This is a genomic window from Caenimonas terrae, from assembly GCF_042655405.1.
GTDB classification, from domain to species: domain Bacteria; phylum Pseudomonadota; class Gammaproteobacteria; order Burkholderiales; family Burkholderiaceae_C; genus Ramlibacter; species Ramlibacter terrae_A.
This window is the reverse complement of the sequence record NZ_JBHSMF010000003.1, coordinates 57,172-77,724: the sequence shown is the minus strand read 5'-3', so window position 1 is coordinate 77,724 and position 20,553 is coordinate 57,172. Positions and strand designations below refer to the sequence as shown.

24 protein-coding genes are annotated in these 20,553 nt (G+C 70.5%); 12 read left to right on the top strand and 12 right to left on the bottom strand.

The window, feature by feature from the left end; genetic code table 11:
- Positions 1–19: 19 nt before the first annotated feature.
- Positions 20–1,405 carry an MFS transporter gene (locus tag ACFPOE_RS04825; RefSeq protein ID WP_376848882.1) on the bottom strand — a complete coding sequence of 462 codons (1,386 nt, stop codon included), beginning with the start codon at positions 1,403–1,405 and terminating at the stop codon, positions 20–22.
- 71 nt (positions 1,406–1,476) lie between these two features.
- Positions 1,477–2,757: an AsmA family protein gene (locus ACFPOE_RS04820; RefSeq protein WP_376848881.1), complete on the bottom strand. Its 1,281-nt coding sequence runs from the start codon at positions 2,755–2,757 to the stop codon at positions 1,477–1,479.
- A gap of 420 nt (positions 2,758–3,177) precedes the next feature.
- On the opposite strand from ACFPOE_RS04820, the gene ACFPOE_RS04815 reads away from it, so the two are divergent.
- Positions 3,178–4,818, top strand: coding sequence for a DUF2334 domain-containing protein (locus ACFPOE_RS04815; protein WP_376848971.1), 1,641 nt, complete (start codon positions 3,178–3,180; stop codon positions 4,816–4,818).
- 3 nt (positions 4,819–4,821) lie between these two features.
- Here ACFPOE_RS04815 and ACFPOE_RS04810 read toward each other — a convergent pair whose 3' ends face one another.
- The 4 genes from ACFPOE_RS04810 to ACFPOE_RS04795 all read right to left on the bottom strand — a co-directional run bounded on the left by ACFPOE_RS04810 (position 4,822) and on the right by ACFPOE_RS04795 (position 8,244).
- Complete coding sequence (locus ACFPOE_RS04810) at positions 4,822–5,580, bottom strand: metal ABC transporter permease (protein WP_376848880.1); 759 nt, start codon at positions 5,578–5,580, stop codon at positions 4,822–4,824.
- Positions 5,577–6,494: a metal ABC transporter substrate-binding protein gene (locus ACFPOE_RS04805; protein ID WP_376848879.1), complete on the bottom strand. Its 918-nt coding sequence runs from the start codon at positions 6,492–6,494 to the stop codon at positions 5,577–5,579. Before ACFPOE_RS04805 ends, ACFPOE_RS04810 begins: the two co-directional genes overlap by 4 nt.
- A gap of 12 nt (positions 6,495–6,506) precedes the next feature.
- Positions 6,507–7,814: a hypothetical protein gene (locus ACFPOE_RS04800; RefSeq protein ID WP_376848878.1), complete on the bottom strand. Its 1,308-nt coding sequence runs from the start codon at positions 7,812–7,814 to the stop codon at positions 6,507–6,509.
- Between the two features lie 73 nt (positions 7,815–7,887).
- Positions 7,888–8,244, bottom strand: coding sequence for a hypothetical protein (locus ACFPOE_RS04795; RefSeq protein ID WP_376848877.1), 357 nt, complete (start codon positions 8,242–8,244; stop codon positions 7,888–7,890).
- A gap of 46 nt (positions 8,245–8,290) precedes the next feature.
- Here ACFPOE_RS04795 and ACFPOE_RS04790 point away from each other — a divergent pair, with 46 nt between their 5' ends.
- Positions 8,291–8,650: a hypothetical protein gene (locus ACFPOE_RS04790; protein WP_376848876.1), complete on the top strand. Its 360-nt coding sequence runs from the start codon at positions 8,291–8,293 to the stop codon at positions 8,648–8,650.
- Here ACFPOE_RS04790 and ACFPOE_RS04785 read toward each other — a convergent pair.
- Entirely contained in the window at positions 8,647–9,684 is a 1,038-nt protein-coding gene (locus ACFPOE_RS04785; RefSeq protein WP_376848875.1) for an aldo/keto reductase, read from the bottom strand. The two genes, ACFPOE_RS04790 and ACFPOE_RS04785, sit on opposite strands and share 4 nt — an antisense overlap.
- A 180-nt stretch (positions 9,685–9,864) precedes the next feature.
- Between ACFPOE_RS04785 and ACFPOE_RS04780 the strand changes: the two genes are divergently transcribed.
- Positions 9,865–10,509: an RNA polymerase sigma factor gene (locus ACFPOE_RS04780; RefSeq protein WP_376848874.1), complete on the top strand. Its 645-nt coding sequence runs from the start codon at positions 9,865–9,867 to the stop codon at positions 10,507–10,509.
- Positions 10,506–10,931, top strand: a complete 426-nt coding sequence (locus tag ACFPOE_RS04775; RefSeq protein WP_376848873.1) for a cupin domain-containing protein — start codon at positions 10,506–10,508, stop codon at positions 10,929–10,931. Before ACFPOE_RS04780 ends, ACFPOE_RS04775 begins: the two co-directional genes overlap by 4 nt.
- Before the next feature lie 296 nt (positions 10,932–11,227).
- Here ACFPOE_RS04775 and ACFPOE_RS04770 read toward each other — a convergent pair whose 3' ends face one another.
- Positions 11,228–11,557 carry a hypothetical protein gene (locus ACFPOE_RS04770; protein ID WP_376848872.1) on the bottom strand — a complete coding sequence of 110 codons (330 nt, stop codon included), beginning with the start codon at positions 11,555–11,557 and terminating at the stop codon, positions 11,228–11,230.
- Positions 11,558–11,755: 198 nt separating this feature from the next.
- Between ACFPOE_RS04770 and ACFPOE_RS04765 the strand changes: the two genes are divergently transcribed.
- The 3 genes from ACFPOE_RS04765 to ACFPOE_RS04755 are packed head-to-tail and all read left to right on the top strand — an operon-like array spanning position 11,756 to position 14,399.
- On the top strand, positions 11,756–13,273 hold the full coding sequence (locus ACFPOE_RS04765; RefSeq protein ID WP_376848871.1) for a DUF4331 domain-containing protein: 1,518 nt from the start codon (positions 11,756–11,758) through the stop codon (positions 13,271–13,273).
- Positions 13,274–13,291: 18 nt separating this feature from the next.
- Positions 13,292–13,546: a hypothetical protein gene (locus ACFPOE_RS04760; RefSeq protein WP_376848870.1), complete on the top strand. Its 255-nt coding sequence runs from the start codon at positions 13,292–13,294 to the stop codon at positions 13,544–13,546.
- Positions 13,547–13,562: 16 nt separating this feature from the next.
- Positions 13,563–14,399: a DUF4198 domain-containing protein gene (locus tag ACFPOE_RS04755; RefSeq protein ID WP_376848869.1), complete on the top strand. Its 837-nt coding sequence runs from the start codon at positions 13,563–13,565 to the stop codon at positions 14,397–14,399.
- Here ACFPOE_RS04755 and ACFPOE_RS04750 read toward each other — a convergent pair.
- A complete protein-coding gene (locus ACFPOE_RS04750; RefSeq protein ID WP_376848868.1) occupies positions 14,396–14,662 on the bottom strand; it encodes a GNAT family N-acetyltransferase in 267 nt (88 codons plus the stop codon). The genes ACFPOE_RS04755 and ACFPOE_RS04750 overlap by 4 nt on opposite strands.
- 91 nt (positions 14,663–14,753) lie before the next feature.
- On the opposite strand from ACFPOE_RS04750, the gene ACFPOE_RS04745 reads away from it, so the two are divergent.
- The 5 genes from ACFPOE_RS04745 to ACFPOE_RS04725 all read left to right on the top strand — a co-directional run bounded on the left by ACFPOE_RS04745 (position 14,754) and on the right by ACFPOE_RS04725 (position 17,899).
- Positions 14,754–14,912, top strand: coding sequence for a hypothetical protein (locus ACFPOE_RS04745; RefSeq protein WP_376848867.1), 159 nt, complete (start codon positions 14,754–14,756; stop codon positions 14,910–14,912).
- A gap of 98 nt (positions 14,913–15,010) precedes the next feature.
- Positions 15,011–16,168, top strand: a complete 1,158-nt coding sequence (locus ACFPOE_RS04740; RefSeq protein ID WP_376848866.1) for an aminotransferase class V-fold PLP-dependent enzyme — start codon at positions 15,011–15,013, stop codon at positions 16,166–16,168.
- Between the two features lie 24 nt (positions 16,169–16,192).
- Positions 16,193–16,531: a hypothetical protein gene (locus ACFPOE_RS04735; RefSeq protein ID WP_376848865.1), complete on the top strand. Its 339-nt coding sequence runs from the start codon at positions 16,193–16,195 to the stop codon at positions 16,529–16,531.
- A gap of 30 nt (positions 16,532–16,561) precedes the next feature.
- On the top strand, positions 16,562–17,029 hold the full coding sequence (locus ACFPOE_RS04730; protein ID WP_376848864.1) for a GNAT family N-acetyltransferase: 468 nt from the start codon (positions 16,562–16,564) through the stop codon (positions 17,027–17,029).
- A gap of 276 nt (positions 17,030–17,305) precedes the next feature.
- The gene (locus tag ACFPOE_RS04725; protein ID WP_376848863.1) at positions 17,306–17,899 is read left to right on the top strand and encodes a glutathione S-transferase family protein; all 594 of its coding nucleotides are present in this window, start codon (positions 17,306–17,308) and stop codon (positions 17,897–17,899) included.
- 164 nt (positions 17,900–18,063) lie between these two features.
- Here ACFPOE_RS04725 and ACFPOE_RS04720 read toward each other — a convergent pair whose 3' ends face one another.
- The 3 genes from ACFPOE_RS04720 to rraA form a co-directional block, all read right to left on the bottom strand.
- Positions 18,064–18,624 (bottom strand): GAF domain-containing protein, encoded by a 561-nt coding sequence (locus tag ACFPOE_RS04720; RefSeq protein ID WP_376848862.1) that lies wholly within the window; start codon positions 18,622–18,624, stop codon positions 18,064–18,066.
- 39 nt (positions 18,625–18,663) lie between these two features.
- Positions 18,664–19,818, bottom strand: coding sequence for a serine hydrolase (locus ACFPOE_RS04715; protein WP_376848861.1), 1,155 nt, complete (start codon positions 19,816–19,818; stop codon positions 18,664–18,666).
- 114 nt (positions 19,819–19,932) lie between these two features.
- Positions 19,933–20,529 (bottom strand): ribonuclease E activity regulator RraA, encoded by a 597-nt coding sequence (gene rraA / locus ACFPOE_RS04710; RefSeq protein WP_376848860.1) that lies wholly within the window; start codon positions 20,527–20,529, stop codon positions 19,933–19,935.
- Between the last annotated feature and the right edge of the window lie 24 nt (positions 20,530–20,553).

Sequence of the window (20,553 nt, the reverse complement as noted above, 5' to 3'; positions counted from 1 at the left end):
GGGATTTTCCAGGGACAACTTACCGCATGTCCTCACCATGCTCCGGCGCCAGCCGGGCGAAGAAGAACAGCGACAGCAGCGTGGTGAGCCCGACCACGAAGAAGGCCGGCGGGAAGTCCTGGGCCGTGAGGTGCGCGGAACTGCCGCCATGCATGACGGCGGTGGCGTTGACCAGCGCGGCGCCCAGCACCACGCCGAAGGTGAGCGTCACCTGCTGGGTCATGGTGGACAGCGTGGTCGCATGACTGAGCAGCGGCTTGGGGATTTCGGAGAAGCCCAGGGTCTGCAGCGAGACCATCGCCATCGAGGTCACCAGCCCGCCCAGCAGCATCGTGCAGAACATCAGCGCATGCGGCGTCGCCGGCGTGAACAGGCCGTAGCTCATGTAGACGGTGCCCGACACCGCAGTGGCGGCAATCAGCAGCGGCCGGAAGCCGAAGCGGCGGATCGCATGGCCCATCACGCCGCGGGTGGCCAGCGAGCCGAGCGCGGTCGCCACGGTCAGCAGGCCCGAGTCGAGCGGCGACAGCCCGAACCCGAGCTGGAACATCAGCGGCAGCAGGAAGGGCGTGGCGCCGATCGCGATCCGCACCGGGCTGCCGCCGACGATGGAGGTGAAGTAGGTGCGAAAGCGCAGCACGCCCAGGTTCACCATCGGCGCCGCCATCCGGGCGCTGCGCCGCACGTACAGCAGCATCGCCACCGTGCCGACGGCGGCCGCCGCGCCGATCGCCGGCGCGCCGACCAGTCCCTTGCCGGTCATCTCCAGCGCGCCCAGCAGCCCGGTCAGGCCCAGCGCCAGCAGCAGGAAGCCCGGCGCGTCGAACGGCTCGCGCAGCTCCTCGTCCACCTCGGGACTGATCAGGCGCCAGGCCAGCAGGATGCCGACCAGGCCGAACGGGATGTTCAGCAGGAAGATCCAGCGCCACGAGGTCCAGGTGACGATCGCGCCGCCCACCAGCGGGCCGATCATGCGGCCGACCGTCGGCGGCACGGTGAACCACACCATCGCCGCGACCATGCCGGCGGCCGGCACGCTGCGCAGCAGGATCAGCCGCCCCACCGGCACCATCATCGCGCCGCCGAAGCCCTGCAGCACGCGGAACGCCACCAGCCAGGGCAGCGAGGTGGCCAGCCCGCACAGCGCCGAGCCGAGCGCGAAGAAGGCGATGGCGGCGCAGAACACCCGCCGAGCGCCGAAGCGGCTGGCGCACCAGCCGCTCAATGGCAGGAACACCGCCAGGCTCAGCAGGTAGGAAGTGATCGCCAGGTTCAGGTGCAGCGGTTGCACCTGCAGCGATTGCGCGATCGCCGGCAGCGCGGTCGCGATCGCGGAGGTGTCCACGTTCTGCAGGAACAGCGGGCAGGCGACCACCAGCGGCAGCAGCCTGTCACGCGCAGCCAATGGAATCCTCGGGCCGGACAGGGAACAGCATTGCCCCGATTGTGCCGCGCAGCCGCCTTGTCAGCGGCCGGTCAGCGCGCCGGCGCCGGCTTGCCCGGTCCGCCGCCGAACAGCTTGCCCACGGCGGCGCCGACGCCGGCGCCGATCGCGGTGCCGATGCCGGGCAGCACCACGGTGCCGATGGCGGCGCCGGCGGCGGCACCGGCAACTGCGCGGGCCGGCACGTTCACCTGCGGTTTCGACAGCGGGCCGGAGACCCGCAGCGGAATGCCCACCAGTCCGCCGGCGAGGTCCACCGTCAGCTCGCCCTCGATCCGGCGGTTGGCGATGGTGCCGTGGCCGCTGGCGCTGAAGGTCTGGCCCCGGGCCTGCAGCCCGGAGTACTGGACCACCATGCCGTCGGCGCCGTTCTGCGTGTCCATCTGGCCGGCCAGCGCCAGCAGCGCGGTCTGGCCGCTGCGGTCCTGGCCGAAGCTGCGGATCGCCTTGTCGACGTCGATGTGCAGCAGCGTCGGCGACGCCACCGTGAACAGGGTGCGCGTGTGCAGCGAGCGCGCCAGCTCGCCGACGCTGCTGCCGCTGGCCGACAGCGTGGTCTGGCCGGAAGCCTTGCCCTGCAGCGCCGAGTGGCGCTTGAAGCCGGCCAGCGCCGGCGCGACGTCGATGTCGCGCGGCACCAGCCGGCCGCTGAGCGCCATCGCGCCATCGGGGCCGGTCCTGAGGGCCACCTCGCCGTTGGCGCTGCCGCCGCCGACCTGCAGCTCCACTTTCCAGCGGTGCTCGCCCTGTGGCGTCAGCAGCAGCCGCGCCGCCGGCTGCACGCCGGGCCGCAGCACCTCGGCGTCGCGCAGCTGCCAGTCCGGGCCGAAGCGCGCATTGCCGCTGAACTCCAGCGGCAGGCCGTGCCGCGTGATCCAGACCACGTCGCGGAAATCGAGCCGCTCCACCTGCAGCGCGCCGGGCGCGCTGGCGGCCGGCGCCGGGGCGGCGTGCAGCGCGCGCAGCGACAGCTGGGGCAGCACCGCGCCGTCGACCAGCACGTCATCGAGCTGCAGCCGGCCGTGCAGCAGCGGCATGAGCCGCGCCTGCGCCACCAGCCGCTTGATGGTGATCGGCTGCGGCTGCGAGGTGCTGGCGTCCTCGATCACGAGCGTCGGTTGCGGCCACAGGCGCAGGTGGGCCGAACCGATCCGCACCGTGGTGCCCAGGCGCTGCCCGGCTTGCGCCGCCACCTGGCGCGCTACCTCTGCGTCGTCGGGCACGAACTTCATCCACGCCAGCAGCAGGGCGGCGGCGGCCAGGGCCAGCAGGAGGGCGATCGACAGCAGGCTCAGGCGCAGGACACGTTGCATCGGCCCACGCTAACCGCTTGCGGCGCCGCGGGCTGTAGTCCGGCTGCCTCATCCAATGGCGTTCGCGCCTCGTCAGCGGTCTCCTACCCGCGGTCGGGTGTTCACGCCACGGAGCGCAAACGTTACCAAATCTAAATTAGCGCAGGTTTTCGAAACAACCGAAGCCAAACAAGGCAATCGCGTTACATCCATCAGAAAGGGAGCCCGCCCGTGAAGTTTCTAGTCCATGCATTGACCCTGGCCCTGAGCCTGGCCATCGCCGCGCCAGCCAGCGCCGGGCCCGGCAACGGGAAGAACGACAAGGAAAAGAAGGCGCAGAAGGACGACCACCGGGTGCCCGAAGTGCCGGCGGCACCGTCTGCGCCCCCCGCCGCGGTGGCCGCCCTTGCCGCCAAGGCGCAGGCCGCGCTGCAGGCCGCGCTGGCCGCCGTGGCCAGGGCCCAGGGCAGCCGCGCCGCGGCGCCGGCAGCCGCCGCGCCCGCCGCGAAGCTGCCCGCCGGCGCGGTGCCCAAGACACTGGTGCTGTACGACGCGCCGGCCGGCACCGAGTTCGAGAAACTGGACTTCGGCTACGCCATCATGCTGCGCAACCTGCTGGGCCACTTCGACGCGCAGGTGGACATGGTTCCGGTGCAGACCTACACCGCCGGCAAGATGGCCTCGTACGACGCCACCTTCTACCTGGGCGGCTATTACGACAATCCGCTGCCCAAGGCCTTCCTGGCCGACGCCGCGGCCACGACCAAGACGCTGGTCTGGTTCAAGTACAACATCTGGCAGCTGGCCTGGGACGCGAGCTACAACTTCGCGGTCAACAAGGGCTTCACCAGCGGCGGCGTGGTCGGCCTGAACGCGGCGCCCTCGGCCGCCAACCCGGCGCCGGGCTTCTACGACACGGTGACGTACAAGAACATGCCGTTCGTCAAGTACTACGCCTACGACGCGGCCGCCAACGCCGTCAAGGCCGACCCCGACCTGGGCAGCGTCACCATCACGACGCCGGCGCAGGCCCAGTCGCTGGTCACCATCACCAACTCCAAGACCGGCCAGCAGCTGCCCTACGTCACCCGCTCGGGCAACTTCTGGTACGTCGCCGACATGCCGTTCAGCTACATCGGGCCGCGCGACCGCTACCTGGTGCTGGCCGACCTGCTGCACGACATGCTGGGCGTGAACCATCCGGAAAGCCACCAGGCGCTGGTGCGGCTGGAAGACGTGGGCGCGATGGTGAGCGTCGACGCGATGAAGAAGCTGTCGGACTACCTGTCCAGCCGCAAGATCCCGTTCTCGATCGCCGTGATCCCCCATTACGTCGATGCGTTCGGCAAGTACAACGACGGCGTGCCGCAGTCGATCCCGCTCTCGCAGGCCACCGACCTGAAGACCTCGCTGAACTACGCCAGGGCGCGCGGCGGCGAGATCGTCATGCACGGCTACACCCACCAGTACGGCAAGATGAACAACCCGCATACCGACGTCAGCGGCGACGACTACGAGTTCTGGAACATCGTGGCCAACACCCCGGTGGCAGAAGATTCGACTGCCTGGGCGCTGGGCCGCCTGATCGCCGGCGCCGGCGAACTGGCGATGGCCGGCTACCAGCCGGTGGCGTGGGAGACGCCGCACTACCAGGGCTCCGCGCTCAGCTCCAAGGCGGTGCCGATGGTGTTCAAGACCACCTACCAGCGGGTCGTCTACTACACCGCCGACAAGCCGAACTTCAACGCCGCCACCAGCAAGGACTTCGCGATGGGCCAGATCTTCCCGTACGTGATCAAGAAGGACTACTACGGCCAGCGCGTGATCCCGGAAAGCCTGGGCAACATCGAATACGACATCCACACGATCGATCCCACCTCCAACTACAACTACACGCCGGCCGACATCTACGGCAACGCGCAATATGCGCTGACGGTGCGCGACGGCTTCGCCTCCTTCTTCTTCCACCCGTTCTGGCTGGAGCCGGCGCTGAACCTGCCGGGCTTCGCCGATTTCCAGAAGGTGATCGACGGCATCACCCAGCTCGGATTCACCTGGGTGGCCCCGAGCAAGGTGCAGTAAGCCTCAGCGACGGCGACGCAGCAGCGGCGGCACCAGCCCGCAGGCTGCCAGCGTCCAGACGATGACGGCGCCCGAAGGCAGGTCCAGCAGCGCCGACAGCACCAGCCCCAGGGCATAACCGGCAGCGCCCACCGCGTACCCCGCGGCGAGGCGCTGTTTGCCTTCCATGTCGCGGGTGGCCAGCGCCGGGATGATCAGGCTGGAGAACACCAGGTAGACGCCCACCAGCTGCACCGAGGCGGTGACGGCCAGCGCGAACACGGCGTAGAAGCCGTAGCGGCCCAGCCGCTCCACCCAGCCGAGCCACAGCGCCAGCGCCAGCAGCGCCGTCAGGCCCGCCAGCCACAGCAGCTGCGCGCTGTTGACCCACAGGATCTGGCCGACCAGCAGGTCCTTGAGGTGCTCGCCGCCGTGCGGGTTGCCGGCCAGCACCAGGATGCCGGCGCAGGCCGCCAGGATGAACAGCACGCCGATCAGCGCTTCCTGCTCGCGCGGCATGCGCCGTTCCATCCACGTCAGCAGCATGGCGCCCAGCAGCGCGGCGCCGACCGCCGCCAGCTGCACCGCGACCCCGCCCTGCGGCAGGCCGACCGCGTCGGCGCAGATCACGCCCAGGCCGGCGATCTGCGCGATCGCCAGGTCGATGAACACGATGCCGCGCTGCAGCACCTGGCTGCCCAGCGGCACGTGGGTGACGAGCACCAGCAGGCCGGCCAGGAAGGCCGGCAGCAGGATCCCGATGTCGATCGCGCCCCCGTTCATTTGGCGGCCGCGGCGGCGGTCAGCCGGGCCACGGTGTCGTCGAACAGGCCGAACAGGTCCTTGGCGCCGGCGCTGCCGCCGACGGTGAAGGGGATGTTCACCACCGGGATGCCGGCGTTCTTGCTGAGCCACTCGGAGGCGCGCGGGTCCTGGTAGGCCGCGTGGATCACCATCCGGGCCGGCTGCGCCTTCAGCGTGGCCAGCACCTCCTGCAGGTGGGACACGGTCGGCTCGACGCCGGGCTTGGGCTCCAGCACCGCCACCTCCTTCAGGCCCAGCCAGTCGTACAGGTAGGCGAAGCCCTTGTGCTGCGAGGCCACCGCGGCGCCCTTGAGCGGCGCGGCCTGCGCGTTCCAGCGGGCCATCGCCTGGGTCCAGCGTTGGCTGAAATCGGCCTGGCGCTTGGCATATTGCGCGGCGTTGGCCGGATCGAGCTGCTGCAGCCGCGCGCCCAGGCCGGTGGCGACGGCGGCGATGTTGCGCGGGTCGGTCTGGATGTGCGGATTGCCCGCCGCATGGACGTCGCCCTGCGAGCGGTCTACCTGGCCCGGCACTTCGAGCTTGCGCACCAGGTCCGATGCCACGAAGTTGCCCGGCTGGCCGGCCTGCACCTTGGCATTGCCGCTTTGCTGCAGCAGCGGCGGCAGCCAGCCGACCTCCAGTTCGGCGCCGGTGCACACCACCAGGTCGGCGTTGCGCACCCGCGCGATCAGGCTGGGCTTGGCCTGGATCTGGTGCGGGTCCTGCAGCGCGCTGGTCGCCGAGGTGGCGTCCACCAGGTTGCCTCCCAGTTCCTGGGCCAGCGCCGCCCATTCGGGCTCGCAGGCGAACACCTTGAGGGCCGCGTCGGCCGGCAGCGAGAGCATGGCCAGCGGCAGGGCCGCCAGCGCCGCGAGGGTCTTGAGTCTTGTCATGGGTGGGTTCTCCTAGAAGCCGTGCGCGCCATGGGCGCCCAGGCTCATCTGGTATTGAAGCAACAACTGGTTGTCCGGCAGGCCGGCGCGCGAGCGGTCCCGCGCCAGCTGCAGGCGCAGGCGCGAGAACTCGCTGGGATTGAATTCCAGCATCAGCGAATCCTTGCGCGGCAGGTAGACCGCAGCGGCCAGCAGGTCGGGGTCGGGCACGCTGGCGGAATCGAGCCGCTCGGTGCGCACGCCGGCGCGCCAGCGCGGCATGAACTGGTAGGCGGCCTGCAGGTACCAGCCGGACTGCGCCGCCCGGTCGTCGCGCGTGCTGCGCAGGTACTCGCCCTGCAGCTTGAGGTTGGTGCGCGTCGCGTTGCCGTTGGGCGCCCATTTCCACACGCCGTCGGCCACCAGCACGCGGGCGCGGCCGCTGTACACGCCGGTGGCGGTGCCGCCGAAGGCGCCGGTGGTCAGCAGCGTCTGGTTCGCCGGCCGGGCCTGCAGCAGCGACAGTCCGGCGCGCCAGCTGTGGCTGTCGCCGACGTCGCCGCCCGCGTGCGCGAACAGCGCGCCCGCGCCGGCCCCGTTGCGGCTGCTGTCGCTGCCGGGAAAGCCCCGGCCGCGGCCGACCTCGGCGCCCGCTTCCAGGAACAGGTCGGTCGGCGCCAGCCAGCGCAGTTGCAGGCCGTCATCGGCGAACTGCGTGCCCAGGAACACCTGGTAGGCCAGCGGCGCGTCGGCGAAGTCCCAGGTGTGGGAGTGCTGCTCGTTGAGATAGCCGATCCCGGACAGGAAGCGGCCGGCCTTCAGGCTCAGGCCCTGGCCCAGCGAGGTGGTCTGCACGAATGCCTCCTCCACCGACACGGTGTTGTCCGGATGGAAGGACAGCGAGGCCTGGCCGCGCAGCCAGGGGTCGATGCTGGCGCTCAGGCCCAGTTCGCTTTCCGCCAGGCTGAAGCCGCGCGAGGGCGCGATGTCGGCGCCGGCCGGCAGCGGGAAGCCGGTCACCGAATAGCTGGCGGGGTCGCGCGTGGTGCGGCCGTAGGTGCCGGACAGGATCAGCGACAGCGCCGGATTGAAGGCGTTGGCGCCGCCGCCGGGCGCCGGTGCCGCAGGCGGCGCCACGGCGGCCACATTGGCAGCAGGCGCCGCCTGCTGCGCCTGCGCGGCCTGGAGCTTGCGCTCCAGCGCCTGCAGCCGCTGTTCGTAGCTGCTGCGGATGGCGTCGATCTCCTGGCGCAGTGCCGCGATGTCGGCGGCGGTGTCGGCCTGGGCGGCCAGTGGAACGGCCAGCGCGAGCAACAGGCTCGCGGAAAGAATCCTGGGCATCGTTGTCTCCAAGGACATGCCAATGAAACCAGCGGCCGCCACGGGCAGTGGCAGGACGCAACGAAAGACGGCTTCAGCTGGCGATGGCGGGAGGAGCGCGGATGGCGTAGGGCCGCTGCTGCGGCGCGACCGGATGGTCGGCGAAGGCCAGCGGCTGGGGCGTGTGCTGTTCCAGCGCGGCGAACAGCAGGGCGGCGGGCGGCGGCGCGGCGCCGCCCAGCGCCACCGCGGCGACGCAACCCTCGCAATGGGCCACGCCGCCGCGGTGCTTGCCGCCGGACTGCGTGGTGTTGTCGCCGATGCTGTGGGTGTAGACGTGGCGGACCGCCACCAGCTGCGCCAGCGCGATCGCCAGCGCCAGCCACAGCAGCGCCGCCCGGGCCAGCCGGGTGCTGCGATGGGAGGCGAGGGCGGAGGGCGCGAATGCCATCGGCCAATGGTAGCAGCGCCCGCTGCGCCGGCCGTAAGATGCGTGCATGCCCGTCGCACTGAGTTTCCGCTCCGCGCCGCAGTACCTCGTTGCGACCTGCACCGGCGCTGCCACGCTGCAGGATTTCTTCGGCGCGATCGACGCGCTGGCGGCCGAGACCAGGCGGGTCGGAGCGACCCGGCTGCTGGTGGACCTGCGCGGCGTCACCGAGCAGTTCCGCTTCACGGACCAATTCTCGATCGGCGAGCGGGCCCGGGCCAGCCTCTCGCACCTCGAACGCATGGCCTCGCTGGTGCCGGAGCACAGGCGCACCGGCACCAGCGAACAGGTGGCCAACCAGCAGGGCATCCTGCTGCGCGTGTTCACCTTGCCGGCGGCGGCCGACGCCTGGCTGTCGCAGCCTTAATCGGGCGCGAGCTGCTTGCGCCGGTATTCGCCCTGGCGCTCGAACATCCAGCCCGGGTATTCGGGCGGCAGCCGGCTGGCCTGGTCGATCTGCGCAAGCTCGTCGGCGCCCAGCCGCACGCCGGCAGCCGCGATGTTGTCCGCCAGCTGCTGCGGCCGCTTGGCGCCGACGATCACGCTGGTGACCTGCGGCTGGTGCAGCAGCCAGGCCAGCGCCACCTGCGCCACCGAGACGCCGCGCGCCGCCGCGATCGGCCGCATCGCGTCGATCACGTCCCAGGCGCGCTCCTTGTCCACCGGCGGGAAGTCGAAGGCCAGGCGGCGGCTGCCGGCCTCGGCCTGCTGCTCGCGGCCGTACTTGCCGCTGAGCAAACCGCCGGCCAGCGGGCTCCACACCATCAGGCCGACGCCTTCGCTGCGCAGCATCGGGACCAGCTCGCGCTCCAGGTCGCGGCCGGCCACCGTGTAGTAGGCCTGCAGCGATTCGAAGCGCGCCAGCCCGAGCCGCTCGGAAATCCCCAGCGCCTTGGCGATCTGCCAGGCCGCCCAGTTGGACACGCCGATGTAGCGCACGTGGCCGTGCCGCACCAGCTGGTCGAGCGCGCGCAGCGTCTCTTCCATCGGCGTGGCCGGGTCGAAGCCGTGCACCTGGTACAGGTCGATGTGATCGAGCTGCAGCCGCTTCAGGCTGGCCTTCACGCCGTCCAGGATGTGGCTGCGGGTGAGGCCGCGCGCGTTCGGGCCGCTGCCGGTTTCGCCGAACACCTTGCTGGCGACCACCACGCTCTCGCGCGCGATCTTCAGGTTGCGCAGCGCCTGGCCGGTGATCTGCTCGGAGGCGCCGCCGGCGTAGACGTCGGCGGTGTCGATGAAATTGATGCCGGCGTCGACCGCCTGGCCGACCAGGCGCTCGGCCTCGGACTGCTGCAGCTCGCCGATCTTGGCCCACATGCCCTCGCTGCCGCCGAAGGTCATGGTGCCGAGGCAGAGCTCGGAAACGAACAGGCCGGTACGGCCCAGGGGACGGTGTCGCATGCTGAACTCCAGTGGATCGACGCGCAGGATAGCGCGATTGCGCCCGCCGGATGTGACCGCGCGCCATGCGTGGCCCACGGTGCATGTCGGCGCGCTCTCCTACAGGCCGCAGGTCCCAAGGGCAACCACACTCCAGCAGGGCCCGTGCGGACCCGCCAGCAGCATGCAGATCGGGTGACCATGGATTTCGACGACGCCGACAAGCCGACGCCTCTTCCCGGCCAGGAGCCGCCGCTGCGTTCCCTGCGCGGCGATGCCGCGCTGGAGGAGCGCAACCGGGCCCTGCGCGTGATGATCGCAGCGGCGGCGCGCGGCGACGTCGCCGCCTTCGAGGCGCTGTACGACAGCACGGCCGGCTGGCTGCTGGCGCGGGTGCGCCGGATCGCCGGCGACGCCCACGCCGAAGACGTGCTCTCGGAGGTCTACCTGCAGGTGTGGCGCAGCATCGCGGGTTACGACGACAGCCGCGGCCAGCCGCTCGCGTGGCTGGCCACCATCGCCCGCAGCCGGGCCCTGGACAAGCTGCGCTGCGAACGGCGCAGCCACGGCGGCCTGGCCGACGCGCCGGAGGGCGCGGCGGAAGAAGAATCCCACGAGGTCGGGCCCGAACAGCTGCTGGCCGCCGCCGAGCGCGCCCTGCTGCTGCAGACCTCGCTGGGCGCGCTATCGGCCAAGGAGCAGCTGGTGCTGGGCATGGCGTACTTCCGCGACTGCAGCCAGGCGGAGATCGCGTCGCTGACCGGCCTGCCGCTGGGCAGCGTCAAGACCCTGATGACGCGCTCGCAGCACAAGCTGCGCGCTGTTCTGGGCGGAGCCAGGCCATGAGCGCGCCGGCATTCGACGTCGCCGGCACGATCGCGCGCGTGCGCGCCCGGGTGATGGAGGAGGTCGCGCGGCAGCCGGCGCAGCCGCATGCGACGGTGCGCGCCGACGCCGGCCAGTGGCAGCTGCTGGCGCCGGGCGTCGAGCGCAAGCTGCTGTGGGAGCGTGGCGGCGCCACCTCCTGCATGGTGCGGCTGGCGCCGGGCGCGTCCTTTCCCGCGCACGGCCACCCGATCGACGAGGAGACCGTGATCCTGGAAGGCTCGCTGTGGATCGGACCGACGCTGCTGCTGCGCGCCGGGGATTTCCACGTGGGCCGCAGCGGCATGCAGCACGAGGAGGTGCGCACGGACGAAGGCTGCGTGTGCTTCCTGCGCACGGCCAGCAGCTTCTTCGAGCCGGCCGCCGGCGCGCCGGCCGGCTGAACGCGCCGAGGGGGTGTTGCTGGTTTGGGTCGCGGGCGCCCTGTACATCCTGGGCATCTTCGCGAGCTCCAGCCGGTTCAAGCACCTCGTCTGGGCAGGTCTGGGCCTGTGCTGGGCTTGCGCCGTCGGCGCCTACTTCGTCTGGTTCCATTGAGCGACTGAATCCCGGCAGCCAAGCCGAAGCAAGCCCCTCGTTGCGGCTGCAAGAGGGGCTTGAGTCAGGCGAGCTGGTGTCTTGGCGACACCTTGACGCCACGGCTAGCGGGCGCAGCCGCAGTTCTGCCTGGCGCCAGGCCTCAGAGCTTGGCGGCGTCCTTCTTCATCTGTTCGTCGGTCGAGTTCTTCTTCTTGGCGACCTTCTTGGCCTTCTTCATTTCGGCGTTGGCTTGCGCCTTGGCGTCGCCGGCCTTCATGGCTTCGGGCTGCATCGCGGTCTTGTCGCCGATCTTCATCCTGGCATCGACCTTGGCCTGGGCGGCGGCTTCGGCCTTGGCGTCGCCGGCCTTCATGGCTTCGGTCGGGTTCGGGTTGGCGGCGCTGGTCATCGGCGCTGCGCCCATGTGGGATGCGGCGAACGATGCGGTGGCGAACAGGCTGGCGAGCAGCAGGGCGAGGAGTTTGTTCATGGCGGGTCCTGGGTTGGATGGATGGGATCGAATGCGCAACGCGCGCCTGGGAATACGCAGCCGCCGGCCGGACGGATTCAGGGCGCCGGCAAGGCGCAGTGATTTCGTGGGGCATTGCAGCGCGCACATCCGGCGCCGCGAAACGCCCGTACTGGTTGGGCGTGTCCTTTCCCGCACCACACCACCAAGGAGACCTCCATGCGCGCATCCCGACTGAACCTCGCCGTCCTGGCCATCGCCGCCGCCTGCGGCACGACGGCCAGCCTGGCATCCAGCCACCGCGAGGGCCCGTACATCGCCAGCCAGCCCAAGGTGGACGGCACCGACCTGTACATGTTCCGCAGCTACGAGCCCGGCCGCCAGGACTTCGTCACCATCCTGGCCAACTACATCCCGTTCCAGGATCCGCAGGGCGGCCCGAACTTCAACCAGTTCGACCCCAACGCGCTGTACGAGATCCACATCGACAACAACGGCGACGGGGTGGAAGACATCACCTTCCAGTTCCAGTTCAAGAACAGCTCCAAGTCCACCGCGCTTAACGTCGGCGGCAAGCCGGTGAAGATTCCGCTGATCGCCAGCGGCCCGATCAGCGGCATCAACCCGGCGTCGCTGAACGTGCGCGAGACCTATACCGTCAACGTGGTGCGCGGCAGCCGCCGCGGCGGCGCCCGCAGCGCCGGCACCAATGCCGCCGGCGGCTCGGCCGTCTTCGACAAGCCGGTCGACAACATCGGCGAGAAGTCCTTCCCCGGCGGCTACGCGGCCTACGCCAACCAGCACATCTACAGCCTGGCCATCCCGGGCTGCAGCACGCCCGGCAAGGTGTTCGTCGGCCAGCGCAAGGAGCCGTTCTACATCGCCGTCGGCAAGATCTTCGACCTGTTCAACCTCAATCCGCTGGGCCCGGAGAGCGGCGGCAACAACAACGACCTGGAAGGCAAGAACGTCAGCACGCTGGCGCTGGAACTTCCGATCGGCTGCATCACCGCCGCCGGCGAGCCGGTGATCGGCGCCTTCACCACCGCCAGCGTGCGGCAGGCGCGCGTCGTCAACGGCGCGCCGGCCACCGGCCTGGGCAACGCCAGCCGCGAAGGCGGCGCGTGGGCGCAGGTCTCGCGCCTGGGCATGCCCCTGGTCAACGAGGTGGTCATCGGCCTGGAGGACAAGGACAAGTTCAACGCCTCGCGTCCGAAGGACGATGCCGCCAAGTTCGCCGACTACGTGACCAACCCGGTGTTGCCGGCGCTGGTGGAGTCGCTGTTCCCCAGCGCCAAGGCGCCGACCAACTTCCCGCGCACCGACCTGCTGACGGTGTTCCTCAAGGGCATCGCCGGCGTGAACCAGCCCAAGTCGGTGGTGCCGGCCGAGATGCTGCGTCTCAACACCACCACGGCGGCCACCGCGGCTGCTGCGCAGAATCCGCTGGGCGTCGCCGGCGGCGACCTGGCGGGCTTCCCGAACGGCCGGCGGCCGGCCGACGACGTGGTCGACCTGTCGCTGCGGGTGGCGATGGGCGCGCTGTGCGTGCTGACCGGGCCGACCGATTCGCTGCAGGTGGGCTGCAAGCCGTCCGACGCGCCGGCCGGCGGGCTGCCGTTGACCGACGGTGTGCGCAAGACGGCGGCCAACTTCGGCCAATCCTTCCCGTACCTGACGGCGCCGCTGCCGGGCAATTCCAATCCCGCTGCCGCCGGCGGCACCGCCTTTCCCTGATCGCAGAAGGAGTCCCCCATGAAGAAACTGCATGCAATCGCATTGCTGGGCGCCGCGGCGCTGGTGCTCACGGCCTGCGGCGGCGGCGGCGACGCGCCGGCGCCGGCAGCGCCGGTGGCCAGCACCGACATCCCGGGCACCGCCACCGCCGACCCGGCCGGCCTGCTGGTTTTCGTCAACGCGCAGGTGAACGCGCCCAGCGACACGGCGGAGCCGCTGCTGGTCGGCGACGCCGTGCTGCCGGCCGACGACAGCACCGAAACCAGCCTGTGATGGAGCGGCAAGGCCTGTGAGCTGCGGCCTGCTGCGACGCGCCGCCCTGGTGCTGGTCGCCTGGGCGGCGTGCCTGTCTGCGAACGCGCACGAGTTCTGGATCGAGGCCAGCCCGCCGGCGCCGGCGGTCGGTGCCCCGGTGCTGATGACGGCGCGGGTCGGCGAGTTCTACACCGGCGAGCTGGTGGGCATCACGACGGCGCACGTCGTCTCGCTGCATGCGCTGTCGGCCGGCCGCGACGAGGACCTGGACGCCAGGGTGCCCACCGGTTCAATGGTGCCGGCGCTGCGGCTGTCGTTCGCGCAGCCGGGCAGCCACGTGCTGGCCTACGAGAGCCATCCCAGCCAGGTGGTGCTGGCGGCCGACAAGTTCCATGCGTACCTGCACGACGAGGGCATGGACTGGGTCATCCGGCAGCGCGAGGCGGCGGGCACCGCGGCCACGCCCGGCCGCGAGCGCTTCCGGCGCAGTGCCAAGGCGCTGCTCCAGGTGGGCGGGCAGGGCGACGGCGCCGCCACCGCGGTCACCGGCCAGCGCATGGAGATCTTGCCGCTGGACGATCCGCTGGCCGCCCACGCCGGCGACACGCTGCACTTCCAGCTGCGCTTCGAGGGCCGGCCGCGACCGGGGGTGCTGGTCAAGGCCTGGCACAAACAGGGCGGCCAGACCACCACCATCCGCGCGACCACCGACGGCAGCGGCCGCTTTGCATTCACGCTGCCCTTCACCGGCCGCTGGATGCTCAATGCGGTCCACATGGTGGCGGCCACCGATTCGACCGAGGTGGACTGGGACAGCTTCTGGGGCAGCCTGACGTTCCAGCTGCAGCCGCGCCCGCCGGCGGGCGGTTAGGCGGCCGGGTGCTTGGCGATGTAGCCGGCCATGAACTCGCACTGCGGCACGATCTTCACGCCGCGCTGGCGCAGGTCCTGCAGCACCAGCCTGGCGAGCCTGGAACCGACGCCCTTGCCCTCGTTGCCGGGGAGCACGTTGGTGTGGGTGAGGACGACGGCGCCGTCCTCCAGCTGGTAGTCGGCGTGGGCGGCCAGCGCGCCGTCCTGCATCAGCTCGTAGCGCTGGCCTGCCTTGTTGTCGGAAAAGGTGTAGTCGTCCATGCGGCATCCTAGCGGAGCCGCGGTGGCGCCGTCCTACGGCAACGCTTGCCGGTCCTGCCTATCGTTGATTCATCCGAAACGGGAGGCCGCCATGTCCAACAGCACCTGTCACCCCTGCAACCAGCGCTGCCGCCAGGGCCGCGATTGCCCCGCAACCAGCGCGCTGCGGCAGAAACCGGCGTCGCTGCCGGCCGAACTGCGCAAGCTGGTGGACCGGCTGATCGCGCCCGCTCCCCGCCCGTTTGCCTGAGCTTCCCGTGCCCCTCTGGGGGCACGCGCGCCCGCTCGGGCGCCCGTCAGGCAGCCGTGCTAAGGTGACGGCCCCTTCCCGTTACCGAGCGAACAACCATGCCTGGACTGCTGCCCAACGTCGATCCCGACGGCCTGCTTGAATTTTCGGTGGTCTACACCGACCGTGCCCTCAACCACATGTCGCGCAGCTTCCAGGGCGTGATGAAGGACATCTCCGCGATCCTGAAGGACGCGTACAAGGCGCATTCCGTGGCCCTGGTGCCCGGTAGCGGCACCTTCGGGATGGAGGCGGTGGCCCGCCAGTTCGCCGGCGGCAAGGACGTGCTGGTGATCCGCAACGGCTGGTTCAGCTACCGCTGGACCCAGATCTTCGACATGGGCCAGATCCCGAAGTCGTCCACCGTGCTGAAGGCGCGCAAGGTTGGCAGCGGGCCGCAGGCGCCCTGGATCCCGGCGCCGATCGCCGAGGTGCAGGCTGCCATCCGCGAGCACAAGCCCGCGGTCGTGTTCGCCCCGCACGTGGAAACGGCGGCCGGCATGATCCTGCCGGACAGCTACCTGAAGGCCGTGGCCGACGCCGTGCATGAGGTGGGCGGCCTGTTCGTGCTCGATTGCATCGCATCGGGCGCGATGTGGGTGGACATGAAGGCCACCGGCGTCGACGTGCTGATCTCCGCGCCGCAGAAGGGCTGGAGCAGCTCGCCGTGCTGCGCGATGGTGATGCTCGGCGAGAACGCCCGCAAGGCGATCGACGGCACCACCAGCTCCAGCTTCGCCTGCGACCTGAAGAAGTGGCTGCAGATCATGGAAACCTACGAAGGCGGCGGCCATGCGTACCACGCCACGTTGCCCACCGACGCACTGACGCGGCTGGCCGGCGTGATGAAGGAAACGCAGGCCTACGGCTTCGCCAAGGTGAAGGCCGAACAGGAAGACCTGGGCCGCAAGGTGCGTGCGCTGTTCGAATCGCGCGGCCTGGCCAGCGTGGCGGCCGAGGGCTTCAAGGCACCCGGCGTCGTCGTCAGCTACACCACCGATCCCGAGATCCAGTCCAGCCGCAAGTTCCTGGCCGAGGGCCTGCAAACGGCCGCCGGCGTGCCGCTGCAGTGCGACGAAGGGGCCGACTTCATGACCTTCCGGGTCGGCCTGTTCGGGCTGGAGAAGTGGCACCACGTGGACCGCACCGTGGCGCAACTGGCGCAGGCGCTGGACCGCATGGGCCTGCCGGCAGCCAAGCAACTCGCCACCGCCTGAGGCCGGGCGGGCGATGGCGCGGCGATGATCCCCGCGGCACTGCTTGCCTTTCTGGTTGGCTGCATGGTCGTGTGCGCGTTCCTGCGCACGCGGCGTGCGGCGCTGCTGTTCTCGCTGGCCGTCTTCCTGATGCTGGCCCTGGGCGTGCCCCTTGGCGAGATCGCCTGGAAATGCCGGCAGCCCATCTCCGAAGGCTGCGTCTGGGGCAAGTCGCTGCTGCCGGTCTCGCTGGCTGCCGGTGCCGCCGTCGGCGCCGTGGCCGCCGGCCTGTGCTGGCTGGCCGCGCTGGGCTTCCAGCGCCGCCGGCGCAACGCCAGCGGCGCGACCAACAGCTCGCACGCGCTCGACGATGCCCGCGAGTGAGCCGCCCTGGACTTTCCCAGGCGCGAGGCCATGAACCCCACCGCACCCGCCATCATCCGTCCCGTCGAGCAGTCCGACCGTGCGGCCTGGCTGCCGCTCTGGGACGGCTACAACGCCTTCTACGGGCGCGATGGAGCGACCGCCCTCGATCCGGCCATCACGAGCGCGACGTGGCGCCGGTTCTTCGACCCCGCCGAGCCGGTGTTCGCGCTGGTGGCGCAGGCGCAGGGCAGGGTGGTCGGGCTGGCCCACTACCTGCACCATCGCAGCACCACGCGCATCGAACCGACTTGCTACCTGCAGGACCTGTTCACCGCGCCCGAGGCCAGGGGCCAGGGCGTGGGCCGCGCGCTGATCGAGGCGGTCTACCGCGAGGCTGCGGCGGCGGGCATCCGGCGGGTGTACTGGCAGACCCAGCAATCGAACGCCGCCGCCCGGCTGCTCTACGACCAGTTGGCGCGGCACCAAGGCTTCATCGTCTACGCGCACGAGCTGTAGCCGCCCGCGATGCCGGTCGACCCGCAAGCCCTGTCCGTCCTCGCAGCCGCTACGCGCAGGGCATGGCCAGCATTCGCGGCCGGCGGGTGCAAAGGCTGCTGAGGCGCGGGAGCAAGCAAACCAAATGATGCAGGCGCGCCGCGATGCCTGACAGGGCAGTCAACAGGGCATCCTGGCGGCGAGCTCCACCCGCCCATGGACCGCGGGTACGTTCCACGCGAGACTCTCCCCACGCCGACTTCCCCGCGTCCAACCACCGCACCACTGACGGACACCATGATCACTCTCTACCACTCCCCAGGTTCAAGGTCGTCGACATTTGTCTGGCTGCTTGAAGAGCTCGGCGTTGACTACAGCATCGTCTATTGCGACATCAAGAGGCGGAGCGGAAACGGTTCGCCCGATCCGAAGAACGTTCATCCCGAGAAGCGCGTGCCTGCCCTGGTGCACGACGGCCAGCTTGTCACCGAGCAGATGGCGATCGCCCTGTATCTGACCGATGCCTTCCCGGCAGCCGGGCTGGGGCGGTCGATCGGCGCGGCCGAACGAGCCTCCTATCTGACATGGCTTGCATTCTTCGCTGGTGAAGCAGACCCGATCTACAACACCCGCCTGCTTTACGCAGCAAGTCTGGACCCGATGACACTGCGGGATCACAGCCGCGTTGTCGGTCGGGTCGACGCAGCGCTGTCAGCGGGCTCCTTCCTGATGGGAGACGCCATCACCGCCGCCGATGTCCTCATGTCCGGCCCCTTCGGGTGGGATCCACAGATGGCTCCAGGCAACGATCGAATCGACGCCTGGCTCAAGCGGCTGGCAGATCGCCCTGCGGCGAAACGCGCTGCCAGGATGGATGGGCGGGCCGGCTGACGCTCTCTCGCTGGGCCGCCCGGGACGCCGCGGCCCTTGCAACGCCGGGCTGCAGCTGGACTGCGGTTTTCGCCTTCCGGACGAGGTGCATGCGCTCGATGACCTGGGACGCTGCCTGCAGGCGCCACGACAGGGGATAGGCCAGGGAGGCGACTCCCGCCGGCTCAGGTCTGCGCGGTAGACGCGGCGACGATCGCGCTCGAGGCAATGCCGGCCAGGAAGCCGACCGCGGTCCGCTCATCGTCGGTGGGCAGGCGGTGCTCCCGAAAATAGGTGCCGAAGGTCCCCAGCACGCGGCCGTCGGCGGCCTTGATCGGCATGCTCCACGCGCCGAAGAAGCCCAGCACCAGCGGCCAGTGGCGCAGTTCGGACCAGCGGTCGTCGTTGTAGAAGTTGGGCGTCATCACCGGCTCGCCGGTGGCGGCTGCCGCGGCGCAGGTGCCGACCGCCGGATCGGGCTTGAGGCGGTCGATGGCATGCAGGTAGTCGGCCGGCAGGTTGGGCGAGGCGCCGTTGCGCAGCAGGCCCTCCTGGTCCAGCAGCAGCACGGAGCAGACCGTGCGCCCCTCGGAGAAGGCCTCGCCGGCGGACGCCAGCACCGACAGGATCTCGCTCAGCGGCGCTCGCTGCTCCATCATCCGCTGGGTGCTGTGGTGCGCCGCCAGCAGCAGCGAGCGCCCCGCCTCGGAAGCGATGGGCAGCGATGGAATGGGGCTGGTGTCCATCAGCAAGTATAGGAACAGCGCGCGACGCGCGCAAAGGGGCTAGCTCCGATGGCCCTTGAAATGCTTCTCGATCCTGGGGCCCTTGGGCTGGGCCGGCGGCGCCACGTTGCGGGCCGGAACCCCGAACTGTGCCGCGGCCCAGTGCCTGATCCGTTCGGCATCGCCGATCCGGCTGGCGGCGCCGCCGGCATCGAGCAGCACCACGAACAGCTTGTGGCCGCCGATCTGCGTGTCCAGCAACATGCACCAGCCGGCCTCGACGATGTAGCCGGTCTTTTGCAGCAGGATGTCCCAGTTGGGGCTCTTCACCAGCCGGTTCGAATTGTTGTAGACCAGCGTACGTCCCCTGGCCAGCGGCAGCATGTGTTGCGCCGTGGTGGTGTAGTCGGCCAGCAGCTGGTGCTTGGCCGCCGCCGCCGCCAGCAGCGCCAGGTCGTGCGCGCTGGACTGGTTGCCGGTGGCCAGCCCGGTCGGGTCGACGTAGGTCGTGCTCTTCATGCCCAGCGCCTGGGCCTTGCGGTTCATCGCCTGCACGAAGGCCTGCAGCCCGGCCGGATAGGTGCGTCCCAGCGCATGGGCGGCGCGGTTCTCGCTGGACATCAGCGCCAGCTGCAGCGCTTCGGTGCGGGTGAGCGTGGTGCCCACGCGCAGGCGCGAGCGGCTGTGCCGTTCGCTGTCCACGTCGTCGTCGGTGATCGTGATCGGCTGGTCCATCGGCAGGTTGGCTTCGGCGATCACCAGCCCGGTCATCAGCTTGGTCAGCGAGGCGATCGGCAGCACCGACTGCACGTTCTTGTCCAGCAGCACCTTGCCCGATTCCTGGTCGATCACCAGGGCGGCGCTGGCGCTGAGGTTGACGTCGGACTTGGTCTTGTGCAGCCCGGCGCGGTGGCCGAAGGATTCGCGCTCAAGGAACGGCAGCAGCGGACCTTCCTCGGCCGGGGGCGCCACCTCGACGCCGGGACCGGCGACGGTCTCGGTGCCCGCAGGAACCGAGGCGGAGGCGACCTGGTCGTCGGGCGAGCGTGCCGCCGACGCACCGGAGGCAGCAGGCGCAGGCGCGGCGGCCTGGGGCGCGCTGCCGATGGTCGTGTCCTGGTCGTTCAGGGGCGCGTCGTAATAGCTCAGGATGGCGAAGCCCAGTCCGGCTGCGAGCAGCGCGACGAGCAGGAGGCGTTTGACCGGCGAAGCCATTGATTCAGGATTCCATGGTGGTGCTGGGGGCCCACTGTAGGCCCCCGGGGCGCGCGGGCCCCTCAGCGAAGGGAAGGGGGGAATGTAGGCGAAGGCCGACGATCGGCGCGCCGTTCATCCCGGCCGGCCGGCGCCGGCCGCGTAGGAGGCGGTGGCCGCGACGGCCTCGTCGACCGCGATGTCGGCTTCGGTCAGCCCGTGCGGCAGCACGACGACGCCGTCCTCGTCCGCCACCAGCCGCCGCCCCGGCGTGAAGGTGATGCCGCCGAACTGCACCGGCACGTCCACCTCGCCGGCGCCGCTGCGCTCGCCGCGCCGGGGCACCGTGCCCAGCGCCTTGACGCCCAGCGGCATGGCATCGATCTCCACGCAGTCGCGGATCGCGCCGTTGACCACCAGCCCGGCCCAGCCGTTGCGCACGGCCAGCGCCGCCATCACGTCGCCGAACAGCGCCCGCGCCAGCGAGCCGCCGCCGTCGATCACCAGCACCTGGCCGTGGCCCGGCTGGCCGACCAGGTCGCGCATCAGCGCGATGTCCTCGTGGCAGCGGATGGTGCGGATCGCGCCGGCGAACGCCCGGTGCGCTCCGTAGCCGCGCAGCGGCAGCGCGCAGGCCTGCGCGTCGGCGCAGGCGTCGCACAGGTCGGAGGTCTTGGGAATGGGCATTGGAGAGGCGGCGGCGTGGCAGCTGGAGCCCGGATTCTGCGTCATGCGCCCGGTTCCCGGTCCGGCCCC

Bases quoted from the DNA above. Each gene is read 5' to 3' on its own strand.
- ACFPOE_RS04820 (WP_376848881.1), bottom strand. From the start codon at position 2,757: ATGCAACGTGTCCTGCGCCTGAGCCTGCTGTCGATCGCCCTCCTGCTG.
- ACFPOE_RS04810 (WP_376848880.1), bottom strand. From the start codon at position 5,580: ATGAACGGGGGCGCGATCGACATCGGGATCCTGCTGCCGGCCTTCCTG.
- ACFPOE_RS04805 (WP_376848879.1), bottom strand. From the start codon at position 6,494: ATGACAAGACTCAAGACCCTCGCGGCGCTGGCGGCCCTGCCGCTGGCC.
- ACFPOE_RS04800 (WP_376848878.1), bottom strand. From the start codon at position 7,814: ATGCCCAGGATTCTTTCCGCGAGCCTGTTGCTCGCGCTGGCCGTTCCA.
- ACFPOE_RS04795 (WP_376848877.1), bottom strand. From the start codon at position 8,244: ATGGCATTCGCGCCCTCCGCCCTCGCCTCCCATCGCAGCACCCGGCTG.
- ACFPOE_RS04790 (WP_376848876.1), top strand. From the start codon at position 8,291: ATGCCCGTCGCACTGAGTTTCCGCTCCGCGCCGCAGTACCTCGTTGCG.
- ACFPOE_RS04785 (WP_376848875.1), bottom strand. From the start codon at position 9,684: ATGCGACACCGTCCCCTGGGCCGTACCGGCCTGTTCGTTTCCGAGCTC.
- ACFPOE_RS04780 (WP_376848874.1), top strand. From the start codon at position 9,865: ATGGATTTCGACGACGCCGACAAGCCGACGCCTCTTCCCGGCCAGGAG.
- ACFPOE_RS04775 (WP_376848873.1), top strand. From the start codon at position 10,506: ATGAGCGCGCCGGCATTCGACGTCGCCGGCACGATCGCGCGCGTGCGC.
- ACFPOE_RS04770 (WP_376848872.1), bottom strand. From the start codon at position 11,557: ATGAACAAACTCCTCGCCCTGCTGCTCGCCAGCCTGTTCGCCACCGCA.
- ACFPOE_RS04765 (WP_376848871.1), top strand. From the start codon at position 11,756: ATGCGCGCATCCCGACTGAACCTCGCCGTCCTGGCCATCGCCGCCGCC.
- ACFPOE_RS04760 (WP_376848870.1), top strand. From the start codon at position 13,292: ATGAAGAAACTGCATGCAATCGCATTGCTGGGCGCCGCGGCGCTGGTG.
- ACFPOE_RS04750 (WP_376848868.1), bottom strand. From the start codon at position 14,662: ATGGACGACTACACCTTTTCCGACAACAAGGCAGGCCAGCGCTACGAG.
- ACFPOE_RS04745 (WP_376848867.1), top strand. From the start codon at position 14,754: ATGTCCAACAGCACCTGTCACCCCTGCAACCAGCGCTGCCGCCAGGGC.
- ACFPOE_RS04740 (WP_376848866.1), top strand. From the start codon at position 15,011: ATGCCTGGACTGCTGCCCAACGTCGATCCCGACGGCCTGCTTGAATTT.
- ACFPOE_RS04735 (WP_376848865.1), top strand. From the start codon at position 16,193: ATGATCCCCGCGGCACTGCTTGCCTTTCTGGTTGGCTGCATGGTCGTG.
- ACFPOE_RS04730 (WP_376848864.1), top strand. From the start codon at position 16,562: ATGAACCCCACCGCACCCGCCATCATCCGTCCCGTCGAGCAGTCCGAC.
- ACFPOE_RS04725 (WP_376848863.1), top strand. From the start codon at position 17,306: ATGATCACTCTCTACCACTCCCCAGGTTCAAGGTCGTCGACATTTGTC.
- ACFPOE_RS04720 (WP_376848862.1), bottom strand. From the start codon at position 18,624: ATGGACACCAGCCCCATTCCATCGCTGCCCATCGCTTCCGAGGCGGGG.
- ACFPOE_RS04715 (WP_376848861.1), bottom strand. From the start codon at position 19,818: ATGGCTTCGCCGGTCAAACGCCTCCTGCTCGTCGCGCTGCTCGCAGCC.
- rraA (WP_376848860.1), bottom strand. From the start codon at position 20,529: ATGACGCAGAATCCGGGCTCCAGCTGCCACGCCGCCGCCTCTCCAATG.